Below are 26034 nucleotides of genomic sequence, written 5' to 3'. Positions count from 1 at the left end.
GTCGCAGCCATTTTTGAATGACGCTAAGGTGTTTCATGTAAAAAGCTTGCAAATCGTGGCAAACCATTTTTAGTAAAACCATGATATTTATAGGTAATGGTACTACCTATGGCTGGCGGTGACTTTCTTTGCTGATCAGAAAACCCCGAGCCAATTTTAAATTCAGTACCATCACTGTTGCGCACCTTGAGTGCGCCAAGCATATTTTTATACTTACCTTTTCCTGCAACATAACCGATTACAACCGCTTCAGCGTCAAAATAGGGTTTTAACTTTAACAATGCTTCACTGCGTCCCGCACTATGCTTAGCAGCCGCTAGATGCAGCATCACGCCCTCAGCACCTTGCGCTATTAGCTCATCCATAAACAAACTAAGTTGCTTGTTATCGTTAAAGTGCGTTTGCTCCACTGCTTTAATATGTTCACTTTGTAGCTGATTTACTAACCGCGAGTAGTTCTCAAAGCGCTGACTAAATGGTTTTGTCGCATCAGGCATATCAAATATCATATAGCTTACTGTTTGCCATTCAGTATCAATAGGAATGGCTTTTCGAACGATACCGCTCAAAGTGGCAAAATCTTGGCGCTTAGTCCAAAGTTCTCCATCAAGCCAAACCCTAGGAAGTGGCTCAGTAAACCAGTCAGGGGCATAAATTGGGTTACCGTTTCGGGTTACTAATTGACTACCAGTCCAGATGGCCCGAACGCCATCATATTTTTCACTAACTAAATACTCGCTTACATTGACCTTGTCAGCTTCATAGACGTTTGCTAAAAGTACTGAAGGGGCTTGTTGAGCTTCGACCGAGAGGCTTAATAATAAAGTGATTGCGCACATCAGCGCACGAGTGATCATAACCATCATTGCTTCCTTGCAAATTTGTAAGTTTTAAGTAGCTTTCACGACTTAATAAATGCTGCTAAGTAATAGCCGTTTAATTATAGGTTAGTTTGTAGCCATTTGAAAAATTCGCCCAAATCAGCAAACACCCCCGCCGCTTTACTAAAGTCATGTTCTAAAGTGAAATGATTCGGCACCGCATACACAGCAACAGCGGCATTACTTGCGGCGGTGACACCGGTAAAGGTATCTTCGACTGCAACGGCTTCATTAGCGGTTATATTTAACGTATCAAGTGCCAATTGGTATGGGTCGCCAGATGGTTTAGGATTATTAACATCATCTTTGGTAACCACACAATCAAACCAATCAAAAATGCCATAGCCTTTTAAAATAGGATAGGCTTCATCTTTTGCACTGCCTGTTACTAATGCCATTTTTAAACCACTGGCTTTTACTTGCTCAAGCACTGCTTTTGCATGAGGCATATAGGCGGGTAAATTAGTACTAACAAAGCGCCCAAATGCAGCATATTTATCATCGGTTAGCTGCTGTGGAGTGATACTAAGCCCATAATTTTCAACAACTTCCTTTGCAGCTTCAAGAGTTGGTCTACCAGAAAAGCGCTGACAAAACGTGGCCTCATCATACTGCACGCCAAAAGGGGCTAGTAAATCATTCCAAATATTAAAATGCACACTTTCAGAGTCGACAAGTGTGCCATCCATATCAAACAATACTGCTTTTAAAGTCATCCTCATTCCTTTTACAGTCTAAAAAATAAAAGGTGCCATTTGGCACCTTCGATAAATATAATTTGTTACTCAGTTAAACCCGCAGGTGGCTCAGCAAACGCTTCTTCGCCTGTTTCTACATCAACCAGCTCGTAACCGCGTTGTTTTCTTACCACTTTTAATACTGGCTTAGAAAACGCTGTTTTTAAACGATCAGCGTCTGCTTCAAGTTCTTCGACTGTATTACCAAATGGCGCTGCACCGGTTTCTGACCAGTTAGTCACTTTGCCATTTAAGTTATATTCAACTTCATGTATTTGATATTGTGCCGCTTCATCTTTTGTTGCTTCACAAAAAATTACACGGTAGTTCCAAAATCCAGCCATACTTCTTCTCTTTCTCAAAATTTAATGCTGCCACTTTAGCAGTTACAAACACGATTATAAACGAAAAAACCCGCTATACAGCGGGTTTTGATAGGACTTATTCTTTCAGCTTAGAAGAAGCTTACTTTGAACTCAGCACCGATGTAACGCTCTTCGTTCACCATTGCTGTGTTGTTATTGAAATCGATAGCGCCGATTGATTGTTGCTCGTCGAACATGTTACGAACGAATGCTGATACTTCATATTCGTTGTCGCCTTCAGCCCAAGCGTAACCGGCACGTAAACCAACTTCAGTTAATGGCTTACCTTCAAATTCAACTGACTCGTATAAGAAGTAATTGATTTCGCTACGGTAAGACACGTCAGCGTATGTGAAGAATTCACCGTCAGCTACTTCGCGGCTATAACGTAATGTTAGGTTAGAGATCCACTCAGGTGCGTGCGGTAAACTATTACCATCAAGAATAGCTTGACCTGCGCTGTTTAAAGAATTTGTAACAGTACACTGAGCACATACGTCAACGGCTAAGTCTTTATCGTCAAGCTCAGTATTGTTGTAGCTTAAGTTAAATGTTGCGTTTAGGTTGTCAGTTAATACCCACTCAGTGTCTAACTCAAAACCGTAACCAGTTGTCTTATCAGCATTAACTAAACGGTTGAAGTTTGCACCACCACCTACAGCTGTTAATTGTTGGTCATCCATTGTGTAATAGAACACTGTGGCATTTACACGACCTTGGCCGTCAAGAACGTCTGATTTGATACCTGTCTCGAAAGACGTCACAGTTTCAGACTCAGCAACAGTTACTTCATCACCGAATAAGATACGACCCTGAATACTTGGTGCACGGAAGCTGTTCGCAACACGTGCGTACCAGTTTACGTCGTCGTTGATCTTATAGTTAGCAGATAGATCCCAGCTAACGTGATCGTCACTTGGGTTTTCTGTAAGGAAAAGCGCACCGCCACCAGCAGGGCTTAAAGTACGGTTCGCAGAGAATTCTTTCTCGTCATCTGAGTAACGAAGACCCGCAGTGATTTTTAGATCATCAGTGATTGTGTAATCTAATGAGCCGAATACCGCCCATGCTTTGGTATCTTGTTGCTGGATAACATAGCCGTTTAACTCACCTGGCGTTGAACCATAAGTGTCGTAGCTGAAGTTTTCGATCGTTAGCGCTTCATCAAAGTAGAATACACCTACTTGGAAATTTACGTCGCCAGCATAGTTGCTAGATAAACGAAGTTCTTGCGTGTACTGGTCTTGATCTGGAATACCGTCAGCACTTTCAGAATAGAATGGAATAAAACCAGGACCCATATCTGGTAAGTAGCTAGCACCGTAACCGCCGTCGATATCAGCGCGAGAATAGATTTCAGCACTTTCCCATGCAGAGATTGACGTAAGTGTTAAATCGTTGATATCCCACTCAAGCTTTAAGCTTGCACCTTGAGATTCAACTTGCTGAGTCGCACGAGAAGCAGCATCGTGGTAAACCACGTCGTGCTCAAAATTATCTACTAAATCGTTAGTACCAGCTTTGATAGCATTACCACGGAATGCGATTGGCGTACCATCCATATCACGTACATGGTAATTGAAAAGACCAGTGAAGTCGTCGCCTTCATATAAGAATTGAACACGTGCCGCTTTCTCAGTGTAACCACCTAATACGTCATCTTGTTCAAAACCTGGTGCACGATTATCAATATAATCATCTTTTTCTTGCCAAAGAACAGAAACACGTGTTGATAAACGATCTGTTAAGCCACCGCCAACAGCACCTTCAAAATCAACTGCGCCACGGCTACCGTAAGATACTGAGCCATAGCCTTCAAATTCTTGTGATGGTTTAACTGTATCAAATTTAACAAGACCAGCCGGCGTGTTACGGCCGAATAAAGTACCTTGTGGGCCACGTAGAACTTCTACGCGTGCTACGTCAAATACAGGGAAACCTTTTAAGATAGCGTTCTCTTGAACTACTTCATCTACCACTAAAGAAACAGGTTGTGAAGCATTTAGGTCAAAGTCAGTATTACCTAGACCACGAACATAAAAGCGTGGGAATGAACGACCAAACGAAGATTCAATTGATAAGCTTGGGATCTTCGCGTTCATGAAACGAATATCCATACCAGCTGAGCTGTAAGCATCTAAGCTGTCACCTTGTAAAGCGGATACAGCTACAGGTACTTCCTGTGCGTTTTCTACACGTTTACGAGCGGTGATTTGAATAACTTCTAATTGGTTGTTTTTTGCTGCTGAGGCTTCGTCTGCAGCAAGAGTTGAAAATGAAGTACCTGCTACGGCAGAGAACAACGTTGCATTGATAAGTGTTGCTAACGTAGATCTTTTCATTGCTTTCATGTCGGGTTTTAACCTTTTTTATGCACTCTTATTCAACGGTGATGATGTTGCGTCAATTCATTTGACGGGCTCGGCCAATTTTTCGCGCCTTGTAATAAGCTGCGCGGACCTCTTAATCGAGAGTGCAAAACGAAGTAAAGAGGCTGAACGAACGCTGACGATTATAACACTTTATGACACTTTTACTGCATTAAAAATTATAAATATACAATTATTTTACAACAATTAGCGGCAACATCGCCGCATTTAGAAGATTTTATGCAATTATTTTTAACTAAAGCGGACATATGTCCTGTCCATCTAATTACGACAATGTGTAGACATCATGCACAAATGAGAGCCACTTTCATTTACCCCTTTTTTAGCGACTAATCAGTTACACGTGCGAATTCTGGATTAGCTAATTCGCACTCATGCTCATTTAATAAGCCTAAAATTGCTAAGTTTAATTCTTCTATTACTTCCATATAAAATGCAAAGTCGACAGTCTCTACGTAGCTTAGTACATCCACTTGTAAAGCCCAAGGCGAGAAAGCTTTAAAACGAACCCTGCAAGGCTCAAAGGCGATATGTTTATGTTGTTCTAAAAGCTCTCTTACCGCTTGCATAAACGAGATTAGATTTTGTTGCTTGGTATTCGCACTGAGCATCAATTTCGGCCTATAAGAAATACGCTCTCTTTCAGAAACATTCTCAAGCTGCATATCAACGAACTTTGCATTCGCCACATATATTACAGAGCGGTCAAGAGTGCGAATTCGAGTTGCTCTCAGTCCTATTTCTTCAATTGTGCCTAGCTGGCTACCAAATTTACATAAACTGCCAATTTTAACTGGTGCTGAAATATAAAGTGTGATGGCCGCTATAATATTTTCCACCGTTTTTTGCGCAGCCAGCGCGATGGCTAAACCACCGATCCCTAAACCAGCTAATAGCGTTGTGGCATTGAATCCTAAGTTTTCAAACCACATAAATAGCAAGATAATTACAATTGAGGTTTTTACAACGTTACTAATTGGGCGAAGTAAAAAAACCACTTGGGGCCTATCTTGCTTAATGAAGCGCTGACCAAGTCTATGCTTCACGATGTCAACTGTACGAAGGCATATCCAACCCCATGCAATCAAAAGTACTGTTGCACCATGAAATAAAGCGAGTACAGCAATCGTTACATTCGACTGATCACTCAAAGAACGCGACATTAATACAGCCAGCAATAAGCAAACTGGCCCATTGATGAACGCTATCACATCTTTTTCGACTGGCACTTTTAAATGGGCAAGTATAAAAGTAATAATACGCGTCAAGATGATTGCTATTGCAAGGAAAAGCAAAAAACTAAAAACAAAATATACCCATTGCCAAAGTAGCACACCTAAAAACTCAACATCTGGCAAGTTTTTATATAACCACTCGCCGACATGGCTATAGCCATACTCTTTCGTCAATAAGGGAATTTGGCTTACCGTCGCATTCGATATTTTCCAGATGCGATTGCCACTTTCTGGGTCTGGAATCAACTGTAATAAGATTTGCACAGTACCTTGTGAGGTTGAGATTTCCCCCACTAAATCACGATAACTTGGCACACTTTCTTTTTGTTTTCCTTCGGGTTTATTACTTAAGTTATCAATGTCGATCCAGAGTGTACGATCAAGTACTACAGATAAGTTCTCAGCTAGTTGAAGCTGCCCTATAATAGACACATCCTTAGGTAAATTTCGAAAATCAAGATACTGAGCAGCCCGTTCAAAGTCACGAGCTCTGGCCGCTTTCAAGTAACCCTGCATTGAACTTCTTGGTGTCATTCGACCATATGTGTCGAAAGGTAAATCATCCTCTAAAGCCGTTTCTTTTTCTTCGCTGGCTGCAGGAGAACTGACTTCAGGCTCTTGCTTAGCTGCTTTTTGTTCACTTTGCTCTTCCTTGTTGTCTTTATCTATTAAGGACTTAACGGTAACTTCAGGTGTGGTTGTTGCCCATAATGGCGCATTGAACAACAGTAAAAAACACACTAATAACTTACTAAATTGTAATGAAAACTTTGTATTACAACGGCTCACACTTTGTTCCTTGTCTTATAAACATTAAATCGCTGAAATAATCAGCTAATTAAATTAGAGCACGGTTTGTGTAACTGTACAAAAAATAATTAAAAATCTTTGCAAGTAAGCGCTGAGATGTTAGTTATATAGAGACTAAAGCAAAGGAAAACGATAATGCAGATTTCAAGTTCACTAATCCCCCATTGGTCATCATTAATGATCCACGGTGTCATCGCTATCATTTTTGGTATTTGTGGTTGGTTTGCCCCAGAAGCCTCATTAGCGATTTTGATGTTTATTTTCGCCGCTTACTTTTTTGTCGATGGTGCCATTAGAACTTGGTTAGCTATTGCTTCAAAAAATGAAAACCCACTTTGGTGGATGCTATTAGTTGGTGGTCTAATTTCAATTGCAGCTGCACTTGTGACCCTGTTTGCTCCCAACGTAACGGCTATCTTAATGCTGTACTTTATTGCCGCATGGGCTATTGCTATTGGTGTGATTGAGATTGTTATTGCCAGTAAACTACGTAAAGAAATCACTAATGAGTGGCTGTTAATTGGCAGCGGTATTATTTCGATTATCTTTGGTGGATATCTGATATTTAACCCTGGCGCGGGCATAATTACCCTGCTTTGGCTCGTTGCCAGCTACGCCATCGTGTTTGGCATAATGATGGTACTATTAGCACTTAAGCTGAAAAAAATGCAACACTCTCAAATATAAAACAAAAAAGGAGCTGTTTAGCTCCTTTTTTATATCAATCAAATCAGGACTGATTAATCAGCGCTGTTTTCTTCTTGATTGTGTAACTCTAAACTCGCAGACATCGCATTTTCACGCGTTGATTTCGCTGAATCATTACGTAAACGGTCAATGTGGTTCAGGTAGTCTTGGTCGATATCACCAGTGATGTATTGACCATCAAATACTGATGTTTCAAAACGGGTGATTTCTGGATTTTCTTGGCTTACTGCCGAGATTAAGTCATCTAGCGATTGATAGATAAGACCATCTGCACCAATGCTTGCGTTGATATCTTCAACTTCACGGCCATGAGCAATTAGCTCAGCTGCCGATGGCATGTCGATACCATAAACGTTCGGGAAACGAATCTCTGGCGCAGCTGAAGCGAAGTAAACGTTCTTCGCACCTGACTCACGAGCCATCTCAACGATTTGTGCTGACGTTGTACCACGCACAATTGAATCATCAACAAGCAATACGTTTTTACCCTTGAACTCGCGGTCAATGGCATTCAGTTTTTGACGTACTGACTTCTTACGCATTTCTTGGCCTGGCATGATGAACGTACGGCCAATGTAGCGATTTTTAACGAAACCTTGGCGGTATGGCAGGTTAAGAGCAGAGGCAATCTCAAGCGCTACATCACATGATGTTTCAGGGATAGGAATGACAACGTCGATGTCTTTATCAGCCCATTCACGTGCAATTTTTTCACCTAACTTAGTTCCCATGTTTACACGTGTTGCATAAACAGACATACGGTCAATCGTTGAATCTGGGCGCGCAAAGTAAACGAACTCAAAGATACACGGTGCGTAAGTTGCTTTTTCAGCACACGATTGTGAGAACAGCTGACCATCTTCAGTTACGTAAATTGCTTCACCTGGTGCAACATCACGAACAAACTCAAAGCCGTCGGTTTTTAAAGCAACGCTTTCTGATGCAAACATGTACTCAGTACCGTTTGCTGTTTCGCGCTTACCAAAAACCAGTGGGCGAATGCCGTTAGGGTCACGAAATGCAACAATACCATGACCAATGATCATCGCAATCGTTGCATAGCCACCTGTTACTTTATTATTAACTTCAGTTACCGCAGTGAAGATATCTTCCGCATCAAGTTTCAGCTTGTTTGATTTACTTAACTCATGCGCCATGATGTTAAGTAAAATTTCAGAGTCAGACGTTGTATTAACATGACGGCGAGCTTCTGAAAATAGTTGCTGCTTTAATGCTTCTGCGTTTGTTAAGTTACCATTGTGCGCAAGTGCGATACCAAATGGCGAGTTAACATAGAAAGGTTGCGCTTCTGACGAGCTAGAAGAACCAGCTGTCGGGTAGCGAACATGGCCAATACCAATTGTACCTTGCAGACGTTTCATATGACGGGTATGAAATACGTCTTTTACTAGGCCATTGGCTTTACGTAAGCTAAACGTGTTGTTTTCAATGGTAATGATGCCAGCTGCATCTTGACCGCGGTGTTGCAAAACAGTTAAGCCGTCATATAACGCCTGATTAACAGGAGAAGTTCCGACTATGCCAACGATACCACACATTAAATTTATCCTCGCCGATTAACGGTTTACAGAATTTAAAAAGCTCGAGTTGTTTTCGAGGTACGAGAAGAACCACTCAACAACAAAGCCAAATTCTGGAATCAAAATAGAGTTGCCCCACCAATGCGTATTAGGTGCACCGGTAAAAGCATCAAGAAAGAAGAGTAACGCGCTTACTACCAACACGCCACGAAGAGCACCAAACACTATGCCGAACACACGGTCTGTGCCAGATAAACCAGTACGTTGTACAAGTTCACCTAAAATATAGTTTAGTAACCCACCCAACAGGAGTGTCGCAAAGAATAATATGGCTATTGCGGCTGCATTTCTTAAAAGGGGTTCTGAAATACTTGTTAGGAAGGATGCTAAATATTGGTAAAACAAGCTAGAGATGATAAATGCGCCAGCCCATACAGCTAATGACATTGCTTCTTTTACAAAGCCACGTATTAAGCCGATGATAGTGGATAGTGCAATAATACCAAGTACGGCGTAATCAACCCAGATCATAAGAACCAACTAGTCGTTAATTTGGGGCGCATTCTATACCCAAACCACCTGTGGATGCAAGAATTCAGCATGAGATAAAACGCATTTAGGCAAGGCATTGATTGTAGGGAATGGTGTCCCCTTGTCAAAATCAATAACGCAGAATAAATGCGTTTTAGCCATGCCCTTCGGGCGCTTCACAGGGCTTCCACTACTGCGTTGTAGCAATTTGAAAGGTACCTACATTCCTGCATCGCCACGCCTTGTATTGAAAACCCTGTGATAGCGCTGAATCATGGATCCACAGGTGGTTTGGGTATTTGAACCACCTGTGGATGCAAGAATTCAGCATGAGATAAAACGCATTTAGGCAAGGCACTGATTGTAGGGAATGGTGTCCCCTTGTCAAAATCAATAACGCAGAATAAATGCGTTTTAGCCATGCCCTTCGGGCGCTTCACAGGGCTTCCACTACTGCGTTGTAGCAATTTGAAAGGTACCTACTACTTGAATGCCAAGCCCTGAGTTTTAATCCCTGTAATAGTGCTGAAACTTGGATCCACAGGTAGTTTGGGTATCCTTTGCCAGATCATTTTGTAATTTCAAACTGAGTAACTTTGCCATTTAACTTGGTTAACTGCTTTAACTCAGTAAGCTTACTCTCTAACTCTTTCTTGCTAAGTGAAGGGCCTACAAAGACTTTTGTAAGTGTACCGTTCGGGGTTTTGACTGGCCGAGTGAAGGTTTTGAAACCATTCGCTTTTAATTTTTCCTGTAGTGATTTCACATTAGGTGCGTGGGAAAAACTCCCCAGCTGAATGACATAAGCCATTTGTGTGAGGTTCTCTTCTGGCTTACGAGTTGGCTCTGGGGTTTTAGCGATTGGCTTTGCTGGTTCTTGCACTACAACTTTTGGCTCAGCTTTGGTAATGACAGGCTCATCTGTTGAGGCTTCAACCATTTTCGGCGCATCATCAATTTGCTGGGTTTCATTAGTAACAAGTTCAGTATCGTTTGCTTGAATATCTTCAACCGAAATTTGCGAAGGTTGCTCCGCTGAAGATACTTTATTATCAATCGCTTCTTGCAAGTCAATGGTAGTGAACTCAGGACGTTCAGGAATTGCTTTAAAGCCTTCTTTATAATGAACCTTTTCACCATCCAAAATGTTTGGGATGAAGACAATAGCCGCCACAACCACAATCGTGGTTCCTACTAAGCGATTAATAAACCCTGCGTTCACCGATTTCCTCTCTATTTTTTAAAGTAATTGATGGCTGCAGCCACAGTTATAAATGAACCAAACACAATCACTAACGTGTTTTCATCGACATTTGGTAATAACGTATCTAGCGCAGTTTCAACACTCGCATAGTGCGTGCTTGGCGCTGTTGATGCGGTTTCGGCTAATGCTTTAGCAAGATTCTCAACCTTGTCTCCACGGAAACAATCTAAGCTTGCTAACGACCACTGATCAACAACATTCGCCATGGCCGACATAGCAGCCACCTTATCTTTATCTGCAAGCATAGCGACTAATGCATGAATTTTAAACCCTTGATCTTTATACACGCTTAATTTGCGTGCCAAATATCGAGCAGATTCAGGATTATGCGCAACATCGGTAAAAATAAGCGGTTGCTCACTTAACTGCTGAAAGCGACCTTCGACAATAAGGTTAGCTAAGCAGTCACGCACTTGTTGCTCGCTTGGCATTAGGTCAAGTTTTGCTAGTAAGGTCAACGCGGTTGCTGCATTTTGGCAAGGGATCGCAGGCTTAGCTAAGCGCCAGTCTTTATCTTGGTACTGCCATTTAAAGCCTTCACTGTCTTCTGTGAATATGAAATCACGACCTGATAGCACCATATCAGCGTTAATTTCGTTGCCATAATCAGTTACTGTGTGTGGAATGGCTAAATCGCCAACAATAGCAGGCGTATTGGTGCGGAAAATGCCAGCTTTATCGTAACCAACAAGTTCACGGGTATCACCTAGGTATTCTTTATGGTCTAAATCTATGGTGGTGATCACACAAGCATGTGGTTTAACGATATTAGTGGCATCGTAACGACCACCAAGGCCGACTTCTAACAGTACATAATCAACGGCGTGACGTTTAAAAATAGCCAGTGCACCTAAGGTACCGTACTCAAAATAAGTTAGTTGCGTGTCAGCACGGCCTTTTTCTAGCATATCAAAAGCATCAACATGGAATTGATCATCAAGCTCTTGGCCATTAATACGTACGCGCTCGTTGTAACGAATAAGATGCGGCGAAGCATAAGTACCCACACTAAAACCCTGTGCAAGTAATAAGCTTTCTAGGCAACGGGCAGTGGTCCCTTTACCGTTAGTGCCTGCAATAAGGATTATTTTGCTTGATGTATCAAGTAAACCTACTTGGTTTGCCACGCGTTCTACGCGCTCTAAACCCATTTCGATATTGGCAGGATGGACATTTTCTAAATAACAAAGCCAATCATCAAGGCTTGATGATTGGCTAGGAAGGATTTCTGTCATAGCGTTTAATCAGTTAAGCTGAAATTTACGCTACTCTATGCTCTTGTTCAGTAGAAGGCAAGTTCATAAATTTCGCTAAGATACGTGCAAGGGTGTCACGCATTTCACGACGGTCAACAATCATGTCGATTGCACCGTGCTCTAGCAAGAATTCACTGCGTTGGAAACCTTCAGGAAGCGTTTCACGTACTGTTTGCTCGATTACGCGAGGACCCGCAAAACCGATAAGCGCTTTAGGTTCAGCAACGTTTACATCACCAAGCATTGCCAGTGATGCAGATACACCACCCATTGTCGGATCAGTTAATACTGAAATAAACGGTAAGCCTTTTTCGCTCATTTTCGCAAGCGCAGCACTTGTTTTAGCCATTTGCATTAATGACATAAGTGCTTCTTGCATACGTGCACCGCCTGATGCAGAGAAACAAATAAGTGGCATGTCGTGCTCTAAACATTGGTCTACAGCTTCAACAAAACGAGCACCTACTACTGACGCCATTGAACCACCCATAAACGAGAACTCAAAAGCAACAGCAGCAACAGGAATGCCTTTTAAACGGCCTTTCATTGCCACAAGTGCGTCTTTTTCGCCGCTTGCTTTTTGTGCTTGGGTAATACGGTCAGAGTATTTTTTAGAATCTTTAAACTTTAATACGTCTTTTGGTTCGTGCTCTGCACCAAGTTCTTGACGATCAGCATCGTCTAAAAAGTTTTCAAGACGTTTACGGCCACTTAAACGCATGTGGTGATCACACTTAGGACACACGTTGAGTGCTTTTTCTAATTCTGCTTTATATAAAATTGAATCACAGTCTGTACACTTAGCCCAAACCCCTTCAGGGATTTCTTTACGACCTGACGATTTAGTCGTTTTAGGTAAGATTTTTTCTAACCAACTCATTTGCAACTCTCTTAATGCTGTTCTGTGTCGCAGTCTGTTTAATTGGAAACACTCACTTGTGTTTCTGATAACAAATAAACAGACAGATTTTTTCAATTAAAACATGAATTACCCGCAGACGATATAAAAAACTGGTCTTAGTAGTAGTCTACTAAAGTCTAACTGTCTGAATCAGGTAAAAACAAAGGCCCTAATGGTGTTTTAGGAATGCCAAAATGTTCTGGGTAATCCACGTCAACTAAGTAAAGGCCAGCAGCTTTCGCTGTCGCACTTGCCTTAGCGCGCTCTTTTAAATCGAGTAATTCTTTTAACCACACGGGTTCATGCTTATGAAGACCAATGTCCATCAAACACCCTGTGATGTTTCGTACCATGTGATGTAAAAACGCATTGGCTTTAATATCAATAATCACATAATCACCTTGGCGTTTTACCGACAGGTGGTGAATAGTACGATTTGCTGTATTTGCTTGGCAATGTAGTGCTCTAAACGAAGTAAAGTCATGCTCGCCTATTAAATACTGACAGGCTTCTTGCATTTTAGTTTCGTCTAATGGGTGATGAAAGTGTGTCACCCCTTCACTCATGATAGCGCCGCGATAGGTGTAATTATAAATCACATAGCGGTAGCGACGAGCTGTAGCACTAAAACGAGCGTGAAAGTCTTCGCTTACAGGCTGGGCAAAGCGAATAGCAATATCTTTTGGTAGTAAGGTATTCATACCCATAGTGAACGCGACCATTTCACGCTCAGCGTGAGTATCAAAATGGATCACTTGCCCGGTGCCATGTACACCCGCATCGGTGCGGCCTGCACAAACAATTTCGACTGGATGATTACAAATACGCGACAACGCCGTTTCTACTTCTTGTTGTACGCTATTGACGTGTGATTGACGTTGCCAACCACTGTAACGCGCGCCGTTGTATTCTACTCCAAGTGCTACTCGCATAATGCTCTATTTACCTACTGTACTAAATGACGGGGCATTTTATGCGATCTACGAGCTCAATAAAAGCCACTCGAGTAGATCACATTGTTCTGTTACTCAGATATCACACCAATTCCTTAAGTATTATTGCGAGCTGGTATTAATCTTCTTCGATGTTATCGAGGCCCTTAGTGCCATCTTTAGCACGAAGCTTATGATGGATTGCTGACTTAATCAGCATATAGCCGCTAATAGGCGCGGTGATCAGTAAGAAAATTGAAATGAGAATTTCTTTTACGCTCATCCCTTCATTGGTATAGCTAAAATACACCATCGCAGCAATCAATAACGATGCCATTCCTAGGGTTGTTGCTTTAGTTGGACCGTGTAAACGCATAAAAAAATCAGGCATTTTCACAAGGCCTATTGAGCCTATTAGAATAAAGCAACCACCAATTAATAGTAAGATTGATACAATCCATTCACTCATCATTTGCTACCCTATTCAATAATATCGCCACGTAGCAAATACTTACATACAGCTACCGTGCTAACAAAGCCAAGCATAGCGATTAATAATGCGGCTTCAAAATATAAATCTGTTCCCATGCTCATGCCATACAGAATAATTAAAGCGATGGTGTTAATAAACATAGTGTCTAAAGCCAAAATACGATCAGGTACCGACGGCCCTACAATTAACCGCCACACGTTTAATAATAAAGATATAGCTATCATGGCGTAAACTATTAAAAAAACGGTATCTAGCATCGAAAAATCTCCTTAAGCGGTGCTTCATAGCGCTGCTTAATCGTTTTAATTAACGCTTGTTCATCAGCTAAATCGAGCACATGGATTAATAAATAGCGCTGCTCAATCTCTGCCCCCTCTTCGAGGGACTCAGGAATAGGGTAAACCTCTGCGCTCACAGTACCCGGCGTTAACGACACTGTACTTGCCAAAATAGTAATTGGCATTTCGTGGTTTAAATCCAAAGGCACTTTTATAAAACCTGGGCGCAATTTTTTAGTGGGCCCGAGAATCAACAGTGCCACTTGTAAATTGGCAGTCACAATATCATAAAGCACCAACAATAAGTGCCTAAACGCAAGACCCGGCCTTACAATTAGCGGCTGAGGATCACGAAATGGGAAAGTAATCCACGGAATGGTAATTGCGAAAAATGCAGCTAAAAACAGGTGTCCAGGCGACACACTGTTATTTAACAACAGCCATACAATAAATAATAAAACACTGCGAAATGGTGTTGGCAACCAACGAAAGCGAGCTTCTAAACGCATCAATGGCCTCCTTGTAATACAGTGTTGATGCTAGTGTTGATATCAAACAACTGCTCTGATGTTGCTAGCATATAGTCTGAAATAGGTCCTGCAAATACAACCATTAAAGGTGAACATGCAAGTAGCGCAACTACTGAAATCACTTTAAGAGGATGTGCTTTGGTGCCTTCAATTGCTTCACTGTCTTTATGAGTATGATCCCAGAATAAGCTTGTACCAGCGCGTGAAACCGCCACTAATAACGCCAAACTAGATACTAGGTAAATTGGCCAAAACAACATGGCTTTTTCACTATCTAGCGTGCTCTTTAAAATCCATACTTTACCTACAAAGCCAGATAACGGCGGCATACCAACAACGGCAAGAGCAGCAACTATGAAACAAGCACCAAGCAAGTATGGCTGTGCAACGGCACGACCTGCTACTAATCGGTCGGCAACTTTACCGCGTTGTTGAGCAATTAAATCTGCAATTAAAAATAGTGCTGCGCAAATAATAGTTGAATGCACTAAGTAGTAAAGTAATGCAGCTGTTGCAGAGACATTTTGAATCGCAACCAATGCCACTAAAGTACCTACAGATACAACAACCAGATTCGCAACAAGCTTTCTAAGGTCTTGACTCGCTAATACACCAATACCACCCATAACTATGGTCGCTAGTGCTAAGCCCCATAACCAAGGTTGTGCCATGTGAGCAAGCTCGCCAGCATTATCACCAAATATTACGGTATACACACGTAGCATGGCATAAACACCTACCTTGGTCATAATCGCAAATAATGCAGCCACCAATGGCATTGCACTTGCGTAGGTATTCGGTAACCATAAATGCAATGGTAATAACGCGCCTTTTAAAGCAAATACCACAATTAATAACAAACCACCAATTTTAGCGAGGTAAACATCGTCACCCGTCAATTGCGGGACTTTTTGCGCTAAATCAGCAATATTCAATGTGCCTAGTACACCATAAAGTACACCTAGCGCAATCAAGAACACACTTGAACCAATTAAGTTTAAAATCACATATTGCAGTGCAGCACGGGTACTGTGTTTGTTACCTGCATGCATCAATAATGAATATGAGGCAATTAACAAGACTTCAAAGAATACGAATAAGTTAAACACATCGCCAGTTAAAAAGGCACCATTAACACCTAACACTAAAAAGTGCACTAATGGGTGGAAAAAGCTCCCTTTTTTATCATCACCTGCACAGCTATAGAGCACCACAACCGCACCAAGGAAACTGGTAAGTAACACCAGTAGTGTTGCTAGTCTATCGGCAACCAGCACAATACCAAATGGTGCAGACCAGTCACCGATTGCGTAAACAAGCGGTGCTGTAATATTAACGTGGTATAATAAGTAAGCACTTACTGATAATGTGACAATCGACAAAATAACCGACGAAACACGACGGATATGTAAGTTTTTACCACATGGCGGCATGAGTAAAATAACACCTGCCAACATCGGAATTAGAATCGGTAAAGAAGCTAAATGCTGAATCATTTTTGCTCCTTCGATGATTTAACAAGGTGACCATCAACATGGTCATTACCCAAATCTGCACGACCACGAATCGCTAAAATAACCACAAAAGCGGTCATCGCAAAGCCAATTACAATTGCTGTTAAAACCAGCGCTTGAGGGAGTGGGTCGGCATACTCACTGCCTGTACCAAGTACAGCCGCTTTGTTAATTGTTAAGCGACCTGAAGAGAATAAAAACAGGTTAACTGCATACGACAACATAGTCAGGCCGAGTACCACAGGGAAGGTACGAGCCCGCAATATTAAGTAAATTCCGCATGCAACCAGCACGCCGACGCACGATGCGTACAATACTTCCATTAAATATTTACCTCTTGCTTGGGTGTATCAGCAGTTAATTTACCTAAACTTGCTAAAATCATCAGCGTTGCACCTACAACAGTTAAATACACACCTAAATCAAATACGATAGCACTAGCAAGTTCTGTTTTGCCGACTAACGGAATATCAAAATAATCAAACCAGGTTGTTAGGAATGGACGTTCGAAGAACCAACTTCCAATACCTGTGAACAATGCAATAGCAATACCTGACGCAATAATCTTACGATAATTCACGTCAAATCTGTCTGCAATCCAATGCGAACCATTGGCCATATATTGCAAAATAAATGCAATCGCGGTAACGAGTCCTGCAATAAAGCCACCACCTGGTAAGTTATGACCACGTAAGAAAATATACGCAGACACAAGTAATGCAAGTGGTAACAAGCTTTGTGAAATACTCGAGAGTAGAATTGGGTAACGCTCTCTTGCCCATGGGCGCCCTTCGCTATCACTTGCTGGCATAAACAGCGGCAAGTTAATAAGCAGTTTATAAATACCTAATGCAGCAATACCCAATACGGTAATTTCACCTAGGGTATCAAACCCCCTAAAGTCAACGAGGATAACGTTTACAACGTTAGTACCACCACCGCCAGTTTTTGCATTGGCAACAAAGAAGTCAGAAATTGACTCAAGTGGTCTTGTCAGAAGCGCATAACAAATACTTGCCACAACCACACCAATTGCCGATGAGATACCCAAGTCACGCAGAATACGCAGTGAGCTCGATTCTTTCGGAGTACGCTGCGGTAAAAAGAACAGTGCAAGCATCAGTAGCATCACGGTGACAACTTCAACCGTTAACTGAGTCAGTGCTAAATCTGGCGCAGAGAATCGAGTGAAAGCAACAGATACCATCAGGCCTACAATTGAAATCATAATCAAAGATATCATTCGTGAGCGGTGCCAAATAACCGTTGCCAACGCACCAATTATTAGTAAGCCTGCACCTATTGCATTATGGAAATCGATTGGGGTTAACTCGCTTGCTCCTGCTAACTGGCGCATTTCAAATAAAGGCCAACCCGCACACATGAGCACCACCGCAATCATCACAAAGGCATAACGCTGTAAGGAGCCATTTTCGATACGTTTAATCTTTTCTTGTGACCACTTAATCAAGCTATATAAGCCACGCTCAAAGCCTTTTTTAGCATTCAAAGTTGGTAATGACGCTTGGAAGTGGAACAGGTGCTTACGCTGCACATAAATCATCACACCAACGCTTGTTGCAATAAAGCTCATTAACAGAGGTAAGTTAAAGCCATGCCATACTGATAGCTTATAATCCGGGGCTACATTACCAAGCACTGCGAAAGATGCCGAAGCTAAAATATCGCTTACTGCAAAGTGCGGGAACATACCAACGAGTAAACACAGCACAACCAAAATTTCGATTGGTACACGCATATAGCGTGGTGGCTCATGGGGCTGTTTTGGCAAATCAATTGGGTCGCCATTGAAAAACACGTCATGAATAAAGCGCGCTGAATACGCCACAGATAGTGCACCAGCAATCGTTGCTAACACTGGAATTAACCACGACATAGAGCCAAGCACTTGTTGATGTAGTGTTTCGGCAAAGAACATTTCTTTCGACAAGAAACCATTTAACAGTGGCACGCCCGCCATGGCTGCAGCTGCCACCATAGCAAGTGTGGCGGTATACGGCATAAATCGCCACATACCATTAAGTTTACGCATATCACGGGTGCCAGTTTCATGATCAATGATACCCGTTGCCATAAATAACGACGCTTTAAACGTAGCGTGGTTAATAATGTGGAAAATAGCAGCCACTGTAGCAAGCTCAGTGTCTAAACCTAAGAGTAATGTAATTAAACCTAAATGGCTGATTGTTGAATAAGCCAACAAGCCTTTTAAATCATGCTTAAACAACGCGATATAAGCGCCGACCAATAAAGTCGCCAGACCCGTCATTGCCACTAAGATAAACCAAGTATCTGTGCCTGATAGCGCTGGATAAAAACGCGCTAATAAAAAGATACCCGCTTTAACCATGGTTGCAGAGTGTAAGTAGGCACTGACTGGTGTCGGTGCCGCCATCGCATGTGGTAACCAGAAATGAAATGGAAATTGCGCAGATTTGGTAAAAGCACCTAATAGCACTAATACCAGCGCAACTTCATAGAGTTCATGAGATTGAATAAGCGCTTTGCTTGCTAAAATAACGTCAAGATTATAACTACCAACAATATCACCAATAAGTAATAAACCAGCTAGTAATGCAAGACCACCGGCACCGGTAATAGCAAGCGCCATGCGCGCGCCTTTTCGAGCTTCTGATTTATGCCACCAATAGCTAATCAATAAGAACGAGCTAATACTGGTGAGCTCCCAGAAAAACCAAAGCTGGATCACATTGTTCGACATCACGATGCCGACCATTGCGGTCATAAATAGCATTAAATAGCAGTATAGCTTTGGCATTGAGTCGCTATTACTCAAGTAATAACGCGCATAAAAAATCACTAGGGTACCAATACCCAAGATCATATATAAAAAGAGTAACGTTAAACCATCAAGTCGAAACGAGACTTGCATGTTTAAAAGCGGGATCCACTCAGCAGTGTAGCGAATTGTTTCACCAGAAAAGACTGCAGGGGTATACGAAAATACAATTCCAAGGGCAATCAAAGGCGCTAACATGGTCAAAGCAGTGCTTTGGTTACGTGTTAGTTTTGAAGTGCAGGATGAAATAACACTGCCGATTAAGGATAACAGGGGTATCCAGAGCAAAGTCATAATTAGGAGCCTTTTAGTGTCATAAGAATATCAATACCGCTCTAGTTTTAATTAGTTGCGTACTGTTCATTTGGATGGTTAAAAGTTGGCTTCAAAAAAAGCTTACAATGCGTATAGTTATACTGATCAGGTGCTATTTTGTCTATAGGAGACACTCCTATTTGCACAATATTTAACCTCTTTGCATACTAAAATAGCAATAAATAGTCGATTAGTCAGAAAAATTCTGCTCTTTGGAAGCTGTTGTAAACACTGGCTTTAAGCCTAAAAAGGCAAAATATTCAGAAAACCGAACCGGCTTTGTTAAGGGCTGGTTAATTTGTTTTTGCCAAAGCGCTCTGTATTGCTCAGATAACCCCATAGTTTGGTACTGCATAATCGACCAATTAGGGCTAGGTTTATAGGCCTTTTCATTGTCGCAAGCGACACTTTTTTGCCAGCTTTTTGGTGGAAGAACGCCATTTGCGATAAATAAATTTGGAGCGACTAACCCTTGCTGCTTGCATAGCCACTGTTGTTTTTTCTCTGCTAAAGCATATTCATCTTCAAAACCATTAAAGTGCATTAATTCATGTAAAAACACCGCATAAGGTTGCGATGAGTTAATATGCATAATACCGCCTTGAACATTTGCTGCCCCTTGATTCGACATCATCACAATAAAGTCAAAACCTTCAGGCCATTTTTGCTCTGCAGCATTTTGCCAATTACAACTAAGCGCCCCATCACTTGCATCACACTTAAATTTATCGGCTACATAAACAACCTCAGTAAAGCAAAAGCTGTCTTTGGCGGGCTCAGGAGCTTTGCTGTATTGCTGCTTATACTGATTTAAAGCCTGAATCCCTTTGTAGTGATCTGTCATCATTAAAACATTAAATTTGCACTGGCTGCTTGCTTGTAAAGTCGCTGTTGATAAAGCAAATTGCTGTTGCTGCGCATAAGCAGGGGCAATTTGAGCTACCGGCATTTGTTGTTGCAATAGCCAAGCTTGCTTAGCATTCCCCTCGGGTAACTTGCCAGCTTGGCCTAAACTGCTTATATCGTGCCACTGTTGCGTTTGGACTAGCTGATCCGCTAAGGCTTGCTGCTGCAATAAAGTAAATTCAGCAAAGTAAGGCTGCCACCATAATTTTGCTGCAGTGTAGTCTTGTTGCTGCAAAAACCTAAGCGCAAGCTGATACACGGCATTGCTATCATCGAGCTTTGCCAGCTGGCGAAGTTGCGAGTTACTCAACACTAAATGCTGCAAATTAATAGCACTCGGCGCTAAATGATAGATAGCTGTCACTTGTGAAGGGCTGGTATTTGCGTAATAAAAATAAGCGGGAATAAAACGAGACACTGAGCTTGAAACAAGACCCAAGCTCAGTAATAGAATCACAATTAAAGAAACCTTAGCTTGCGTTTTCACCAGCCATTAACTCAAGCTCTAAACGGGCATATTTGTATTCAACAAATTCATGTACATTGGTGGCAAGGGCAAGCCTAAAATAGTCAGCAGCAAGGTAGTTATCACCAGCTGCTTGATGCATCTTAGCTAGATAGAAATAAGCTTCACATAAGCGATGTGCATACTCTTGCTCTGAAGTAACGCCTTCAATAATGCCAGATAAAAATTCAAACTCACTAATGTCACCTAAGTAAAGTGCCAAGAGTTGGTAACCCCATTGTGACTCATCTACACCTTGTGAGTTAGCTTTTAAATCAATTAAGGCTTGCTTTTTATCAGCTTCTGATTGCGCTAAATAAAGCCATAACACACGATAAGGATCGCTGGGTGAACGATTTAAAAACTGTTGTAAATCATCTTGTGCAAGTAATGGGCGCTCACCATAGTAAAGTGCAATCCCACGATTTAAATAGGCGTACTCATGCTGCTCATTAAGCTCAAGTGCAGAATCAAAAAATTCGTAGGCTTGTTCATACTGCTGCATCAGTGTGTGGTGAATACCTAAAAAGTTATACACCTCAGCCAAATCTGGTTTGAGCTTAATCGCACGGTTAAAGTCTATTCGCGCTAACGTCGACATACCTAAGCTGTCAAATAACACGCCGCGATCGTAATAAAGCTTAGCCTGTTGCTCAGCACTTAAATCTGCGCGGTTTAACAACTCAGAGTAACGAGCAATCGTAATTTCATTACGAAAATCAGGCGCCAATGGTGCGGTAAAAGGCACATTAACAATAGGGACTGACTCAGATTGTGTGGTGGTTTGGCATGCACTTAAAGAAAAAATAGCCACAGCGGTCAATGCTAAGTGTTTAAAAATCATTAAATTCCTTAATACCTGAATTCTCTGTAGACAAAATCGAAGCGAATAGGTTTCATTAAAGCATAAAAAAAGGGGCTAAACAGCCCCTTTTTCTTATATCCAGCAAATAACTGGTTATTCAATCATCATTAAGCGTCTTTAGACTCTTCTGCTTTTTCTTCAGCAGCTGATTCCATAGCTTCTTTGATGCTTAGACGTACACGACCTTGGCGATCTACTTCAAGAACTTTAACTTTAACTTCTTGGCCTTCGCTCAGGTGGTCAGTCACGTTGTTAACACGCTCAGTGCTGATTTGTGAAATGTGCACTAGACCATCTTTACCTGGAAGAATATTAACGAACGCACCAAAATCAACGATACGAACAACTTTACCAGTGTAGATAGTACCTACTTCTAGCTCAGCAGTTAATTGCTCGATACGCTTAATAGCATCGTTAGCGCTGATGCCATCAGTTGCTGCGATCTTGATTGTACCGTCATCTTCGATTTCAATCGTAGTACCAGTTTCTTCTGTAAGTTGACGGATAGTTGCGCCACCTTTACCGATAACTTCAGCAATTTTCTTCGCAGGGATTTGCATTGTGTAAATGCGTGGCGCGAACTGAGATAACTCTTCAGAAGGTGCTGAAATCGCTTCGTCCATAACACCTAAGATGTGTAAACGTGCTGCTTTCGCCTGTTTAAGAGCGATTTGCATGATTTCTTTAGTGATACCTTCGATCTTGATATCCATTTGTAATGCAGTGATACCATTAGAAGTACCCGCTACTTTAAAGTCCATGTCACCTAAGTGATCTTCATCACCTAAGATGTCAGAAAGAACAACGAAATCTTCGCCTTCTTTAACTAGACCCATCGCAATACCAGCAACAGATGCTTTAATTGGTACACCAGCATTCATAAGAGCTAATGACGTACCACATACTGATGCCATAGACGATGAACCATTTGATTCAGTGATTTCTGAAACAACACGGATTGAGTATGGGAAGTCAGTTAACGTTGGTAATACAGCTGCAATACCACGCTTAGCTAAGTTACCGTGACCGATCTCACGACGCTTAGGTGAGCCAACAAAACCAGTTTCACCTACGCAGAACGGAGGGAAGTTATAGTGCAGCATAAAGTGGTTTTTGTTAGTACCAGTTAAATCATCGATTAACTGTGAATCACGCTCTGTACCAAGTGTTGCAGTAACAAGTGCTTGCGTCTCACCACGAGTAAAGATTGCAGAACCGTGAGTACGAGGTAAAACCCCTGTCATTACGTCTAGTGCACGGATCATATCTGGTTCACGACCATCGATACGCTTCTCACCTGCGATGATACGGCCACGAACGATTTCTTTTTCTAAAGAACCAAATAGTTTACCAACTTCTTGTGTATCTAGCTCTTCGCCTTCAGCAAGCTCTGCAGTTAAAGTAGCAACAACTTCTTCTTTCGCTACACCTAGTGCTTCTTTACGCGCTACTTTGTCAGTGATGCGGTATGCTTCACCTACTTTTTCAGCAGCGATTGCAGAGATTTTCTCAGCAAGTGTTACGTTTTTCTCTGGTGCAGTCCAATCCCAAGCTGGTTTACCTGCTTCAGCTTTGAATTCGTTGATTGCGTTGATGATAGCTTGAGATTGCTCATGACCATAAACAACCGCACCTAACATTACTTCTTCAGATAGTGTTTCAGCTTCTGATTCAACCATAAGTACTGCGTTATCAGTACCTGCAACAACTAGGTCTAATTGGCTCTCTTCAAGCTCAGCTAGTGTTGGGTTAAGTACATATTCGCCGTTGATGAAACCAACGCGTGATGCACCGATAGGACCATTGAATGGGATACCAGAGATAGCAAGAGCTGCTGAAGTACCAATCATAGCAACCATGTCAGGTTGGATTTCTGGATTAACAGAAACAACTGTCGCAATTACTTGTACTTCGTTTACGAAACCGTCTGGGAAAAGTGGACGGATTGGACGGTCGATTAAACGAGCGATAAGCGTTTCGCCATCGTTAGGACGACCTTCACGCTTAAGGAAACCACCAGGGATACGACCCGCAGCGTACATACGCTCTTGGTAGTTAACTGTTAGTGGAAAGAAGTCTTGACCTGGTTGTGCATCGCGCTTGCCTACAACAGTAACTAATACTGAAGTATCGCCAATGCTTGCTAGTACTGCGCCGTCAGCTTGACGAGCGATAGCACCAGTTTCTAGAGTCACAGTGTGTTGACCTAGTTGAAATTCTTTAATAATTGCTTGCACTTAAAAATATCCTTTAAATGTAAAAGCAACTCAGAGCAGTGCTCCGAATTGGTAAAAAATAGTCCATCAAAGTACCAATTACAGTACTTAATTGTGCTTATGAAAACACGATTAAGTACTACAATTGGCAATGATGTTTTTTCAATTACTTAGTAGATTCACCTACTAAGATGTGCGCTAGTATACCTTTCATGCGCGCACAAAAAAAGGGGCTAAATAGCCCCTTTTCTCGTAATCTAGTTCTTAGCGACGTAGGCCAAGCTCTTGGATTAACGCAGTGTAACGTGCAATGTCTTTACCTTTAAGGTAGTCAAGCAGTTTACGGCGTTGGCTTACTTTGCGAAGAAGACCACGACGTGAGTGGAAGTCGTGCTTGTGGCTAGCAAAGTGACCTTGAAGCTTGTTGATATCGAAAGTTAGAAGTGCAACTTGTACTTCAGGTGAACCAGTGTCGCCTTCAGCGCGTGCAAATTTACCGATGATCTCAACTTTTTCTTGATTGCTTAGTGACATAGTAACTCCAAAAATTAATTTAAATTGTGTTTTAGCCGATCACTAATTCAGCCAAAACGATTGAGCGGGGCGTATTCTACCCAGCTTTGCTTATAACTACAAGGTAATCTTTACTCAGGCAGCTGATTTGATAAGCCACGCTTTGATTTTAAGTGACCATCTTTATGGCGCTCACCGGTACCAATGAACACCCCATCAGCCATTACCTTTACTACCCCATCTGGTACAGGCCTACCAATCACTACTGTTTGACCATGACTAAATGCCACGCCCTGCTCTTGGGTAATCTCAATCACAGGTAAGTCAACCAAAGCAGTATCCATTGGCAATAGTAGCTCATCGAGGTAGCTTGAAGGCGCAACATCGTCTGCTTTTGCTTGCTGTAGCTTTTCTTCAAGTTGCTCAAGAGTGACCATTTTCTCACTTGGATAATGGCCAACTGCACTGCGGTGTAACATGATAACATGAGCACCACAGCCAAGCTTTTCACCTAAGTCGTCAACAATAGTACGAATATAAGTGCCTTTAGATACATGTGCCGTCATTTGTACTTCGTTATTAGCTTCATCAAACTCATCAAGCGTTAAACTAAATACATTAATTTTTCGACACTTACGCGGCACTTCAATGCCTTCGCGGGCATATTTATACAAAGGCTGACCTTGGTATTTAAGCGCAGAGTACATCGAAGGGTATTGATCCGACTCACCTAAGAAACTGGCAATTTGCTCAGCTAATTGCTCAGGTGTTACCGATACTTCACGCGTTTCAACCACTTCACCATCTGAATCAGACGTTGTAGTTCGCTCACCAAGTTTGGCACGCACTACATAGGTTTTGTCTGTATCGAGCAAAAACTGGGTAAACTTAGTCGCTTCACCAAAACAAATAGGCAGCATACCCGTCGCGAGCGGATCAAGCGCACCGGTGTGGCCTGCTTTTTGAGCAAAGTATATTCCCTTTGCTTGCTGCAATGCTTTGTTTGATGAAATACCTTGCGGCTTATTAAGTAATAAGATGCCGTCAATAGCACGACCTTTACTGCGTCTAGCCATTAGTCTTTAGTGCCTTCTTCGCCGTCTTCTTCGTCTACATGCTTAGCATTGTCTTCACGAATAACAGAATCAACCAAGTTTGAAATACGCATACCTTCCATTAGTGAGTTATCGATTACAAAACGTAACTCTGGCATGATGCGCGCACGAATGCGTTTACCTAATAAAGAACGAATATAACCCGTTGCTTCATTTAAGATTTTAGCGCTTTGCTTGGCTTTATCTTCATCATCCGTGTTGAATACCGTGATAAATACTTTTGCGTAAGATAAGTCGCGAGATACCTCAACCGCAGACACTGTTACCATGCCTAGGCGTGGATCTTTGATTTCGCGTTGAAGAATAACAGCAATCTCTTTTTGAATTTGCTGAGCAACACGATCAGTGCGAGAAAATTCTCTCATTTCATTTCACTCTAAAATAATAACTTATTGATGTTAAAGAATAAGTT

At 41.8% G+C, this 26034-nt stretch carries 24 protein-coding genes; 1 reads left to right on the top strand and 23 read right to left on the bottom strand.

Going from position 1 to position 26034, the window contains the following annotated elements; genetic code table 11:
- Positions 1–23: 23 nt before the first annotated feature.
- The 5 genes from L1D46_RS08265 to L1D46_RS08245 all read right to left on the bottom strand — a co-directional run bounded on the left by L1D46_RS08265 (position 24) and on the right by L1D46_RS08245 (position 6397).
- On the bottom strand, positions 24–863 hold the full coding sequence (locus L1D46_RS08265; RefSeq protein ID WP_239977309.1) for a DNA ligase: 840 nt from the start codon (positions 861–863) through the stop codon (positions 24–26).
- A gap of 77 nt (positions 864–940) precedes the next feature.
- On the bottom strand, positions 941–1597 hold the full coding sequence (locus L1D46_RS08260; RefSeq protein WP_130051960.1) for an HAD family phosphatase: 657 nt from the start codon (positions 1595–1597) through the stop codon (positions 941–943).
- A gap of 65 nt (positions 1598–1662) precedes the next feature.
- Positions 1663–1962, bottom strand: a complete 300-nt coding sequence (locus tag L1D46_RS08255) for a hypothetical protein (RefSeq protein ID WP_054561952.1) — start codon at positions 1960–1962, stop codon at positions 1663–1665.
- Between the two features lie 110 nt (positions 1963–2072).
- A complete protein-coding gene (locus L1D46_RS08250) occupies positions 2073–4334 on the bottom strand; it encodes a TonB-dependent receptor (RefSeq protein ID WP_167658453.1) in 2262 nt (753 codons plus the stop codon).
- Positions 4335–4702: 368 nt separating this feature from the next.
- A complete protein-coding gene (locus L1D46_RS08245) occupies positions 4703–6397 on the bottom strand; it encodes a mechanosensitive ion channel domain-containing protein (RefSeq protein WP_239977301.1) in 1695 nt (564 codons plus the stop codon).
- Between the two features lie 156 nt (positions 6398–6553).
- On the opposite strand from L1D46_RS08245, the gene L1D46_RS08240 reads away from it, so the two are divergent.
- On the top strand, positions 6554–7105 hold the full coding sequence (locus tag L1D46_RS08240) for a DUF308 domain-containing protein (RefSeq protein ID WP_130051962.1): 552 nt from the start codon (positions 6554–6556) through the stop codon (positions 7103–7105).
- 53 nt (positions 7106–7158) lie between these two features.
- Here the strand turns inward: L1D46_RS08240 and purF are convergent, their stop codons facing one another.
- From purF to rbfA, 18 genes are all read right to left on the bottom strand, one after another.
- Entirely contained in the window at positions 7159–8685 is a 1527-nt protein-coding gene (gene purF / locus L1D46_RS08235) for an amidophosphoribosyltransferase (RefSeq protein ID WP_130051963.1), read from the bottom strand.
- 18 nt (positions 8686–8703) lie between these two features.
- Positions 8704–9198: a CvpA family protein gene (locus L1D46_RS08230; RefSeq protein WP_130051964.1), complete on the bottom strand. Its 495-nt coding sequence runs from the start codon at positions 9196–9198 to the stop codon at positions 8704–8706.
- A gap of 568 nt (positions 9199–9766) precedes the next feature.
- A complete protein-coding gene (locus L1D46_RS08225; RefSeq protein WP_130051965.1) occupies positions 9767–10420 on the bottom strand; it encodes an SPOR domain-containing protein in 654 nt (217 codons plus the stop codon).
- Between the two features lie 11 nt (positions 10421–10431).
- Positions 10432–11697 (bottom strand): bifunctional tetrahydrofolate synthase/dihydrofolate synthase, encoded by a 1266-nt coding sequence (folC, locus tag L1D46_RS08220; protein ID WP_239977299.1) that lies wholly within the window; start codon positions 11695–11697, stop codon positions 10432–10434.
- Positions 11698–11722: 25 nt separating this feature from the next.
- Complete coding sequence (accD, locus tag L1D46_RS08215; protein WP_130051967.1) at positions 11723–12598, bottom strand: acetyl-CoA carboxylase, carboxyltransferase subunit beta; 876 nt, start codon at positions 12596–12598, stop codon at positions 11723–11725.
- Positions 12599–12756: 158 nt separating this feature from the next.
- Positions 12757–13551 carry a tRNA pseudouridine(38-40) synthase TruA gene (truA, locus tag L1D46_RS08210; protein WP_130051968.1) on the bottom strand — a complete coding sequence of 265 codons (795 nt, stop codon included), beginning with the start codon at positions 13549–13551 and terminating at the stop codon, positions 12757–12759.
- Between the two features lie 139 nt (positions 13552–13690).
- The gene (locus tag L1D46_RS08205) at positions 13691–14023 is read right to left on the bottom strand and encodes a Na+/H+ antiporter subunit G (protein ID WP_130051969.1); all 333 of its coding nucleotides are present in this window, start codon (positions 14021–14023) and stop codon (positions 13691–13693) included.
- 8 nt (positions 14024–14031) lie between these two features.
- The gene (locus tag L1D46_RS08200; protein ID WP_130051970.1) at positions 14032–14301 is read right to left on the bottom strand and encodes a K+/H+ antiporter subunit F; all 270 of its coding nucleotides are present in this window, start codon (positions 14299–14301) and stop codon (positions 14032–14034) included.
- A complete protein-coding gene (locus L1D46_RS08195) occupies positions 14295–14831 on the bottom strand; it encodes a Na+/H+ antiporter subunit E (RefSeq protein WP_239977297.1) in 537 nt (178 codons plus the stop codon). The genes L1D46_RS08200 and L1D46_RS08195 overlap by 7 nt, the downstream gene beginning before the upstream one ends.
- Positions 14831–16348: a monovalent cation/H+ antiporter subunit D gene (locus L1D46_RS08190; RefSeq protein WP_239977296.1), complete on the bottom strand. Its 1518-nt coding sequence runs from the start codon at positions 16346–16348 to the stop codon at positions 14831–14833. Before L1D46_RS08190 ends, L1D46_RS08195 begins: the two co-directional genes overlap by 1 nt.
- On the bottom strand, positions 16345–16689 hold the full coding sequence (locus tag L1D46_RS08185; protein WP_054553167.1) for a Na+/H+ antiporter subunit C: 345 nt from the start codon (positions 16687–16689) through the stop codon (positions 16345–16347). Before L1D46_RS08185 ends, L1D46_RS08190 begins: the two co-directional genes overlap by 4 nt.
- Positions 16689–19481, bottom strand: coding sequence for a monovalent cation/H+ antiporter subunit A (locus L1D46_RS08180; protein WP_130051973.1), 2793 nt, complete (start codon positions 19479–19481; stop codon positions 16689–16691). Before L1D46_RS08180 ends, L1D46_RS08185 begins: the two co-directional genes overlap by 1 nt.
- A 211-nt stretch (positions 19482–19692) precedes the next feature.
- On the bottom strand, positions 19693–20865 hold the full coding sequence (locus tag L1D46_RS08175; protein ID WP_239977295.1) for a hypothetical protein: 1173 nt from the start codon (positions 20863–20865) through the stop codon (positions 19693–19695).
- Between the two features lie 13 nt (positions 20866–20878).
- Positions 20879–21757: a lipoprotein NlpI gene (gene nlpI / locus L1D46_RS08170; protein WP_130051975.1), complete on the bottom strand. Its 879-nt coding sequence runs from the start codon at positions 21755–21757 to the stop codon at positions 20879–20881.
- Between the two features lie 128 nt (positions 21758–21885).
- Positions 21886–24015, bottom strand: a complete 2130-nt coding sequence (gene pnp / locus L1D46_RS08165; protein WP_130051976.1) for a polyribonucleotide nucleotidyltransferase — start codon at positions 24013–24015, stop codon at positions 21886–21888.
- A 243-nt stretch (positions 24016–24258) separates the two neighbouring features.
- A complete protein-coding gene (gene rpsO / locus L1D46_RS08160; RefSeq protein ID WP_130051977.1) occupies positions 24259–24528 on the bottom strand; it encodes a 30S ribosomal protein S15 in 270 nt (89 codons plus the stop codon).
- A gap of 110 nt (positions 24529–24638) precedes the next feature.
- Complete coding sequence (truB, locus tag L1D46_RS08155; protein ID WP_130051978.1) at positions 24639–25583, bottom strand: tRNA pseudouridine(55) synthase TruB; 945 nt, start codon at positions 25581–25583, stop codon at positions 24639–24641.
- On the bottom strand, positions 25583–25987 hold the full coding sequence (gene rbfA / locus L1D46_RS08150) for a 30S ribosome-binding factor RbfA (protein WP_239977294.1): 405 nt from the start codon (positions 25985–25987) through the stop codon (positions 25583–25585). The genes truB and rbfA overlap by 1 nt, the downstream gene beginning before the upstream one ends.
- Positions 25988–26034 lie beyond the last annotated feature (47 nt).

It is taken from the genome of Pseudoalteromonas sp. Isolate3 (assembly GCF_022398505.1).
GTDB classification, from domain to species: Bacteria; Pseudomonadota; Gammaproteobacteria; order Enterobacterales; family Alteromonadaceae; genus Pseudoalteromonas; species Pseudoalteromonas apostichopi.
The sequence above is the reverse complement of the archived record's forward strand: the minus strand, read 5'-3'. Positions and strand labels throughout refer to the sequence as shown.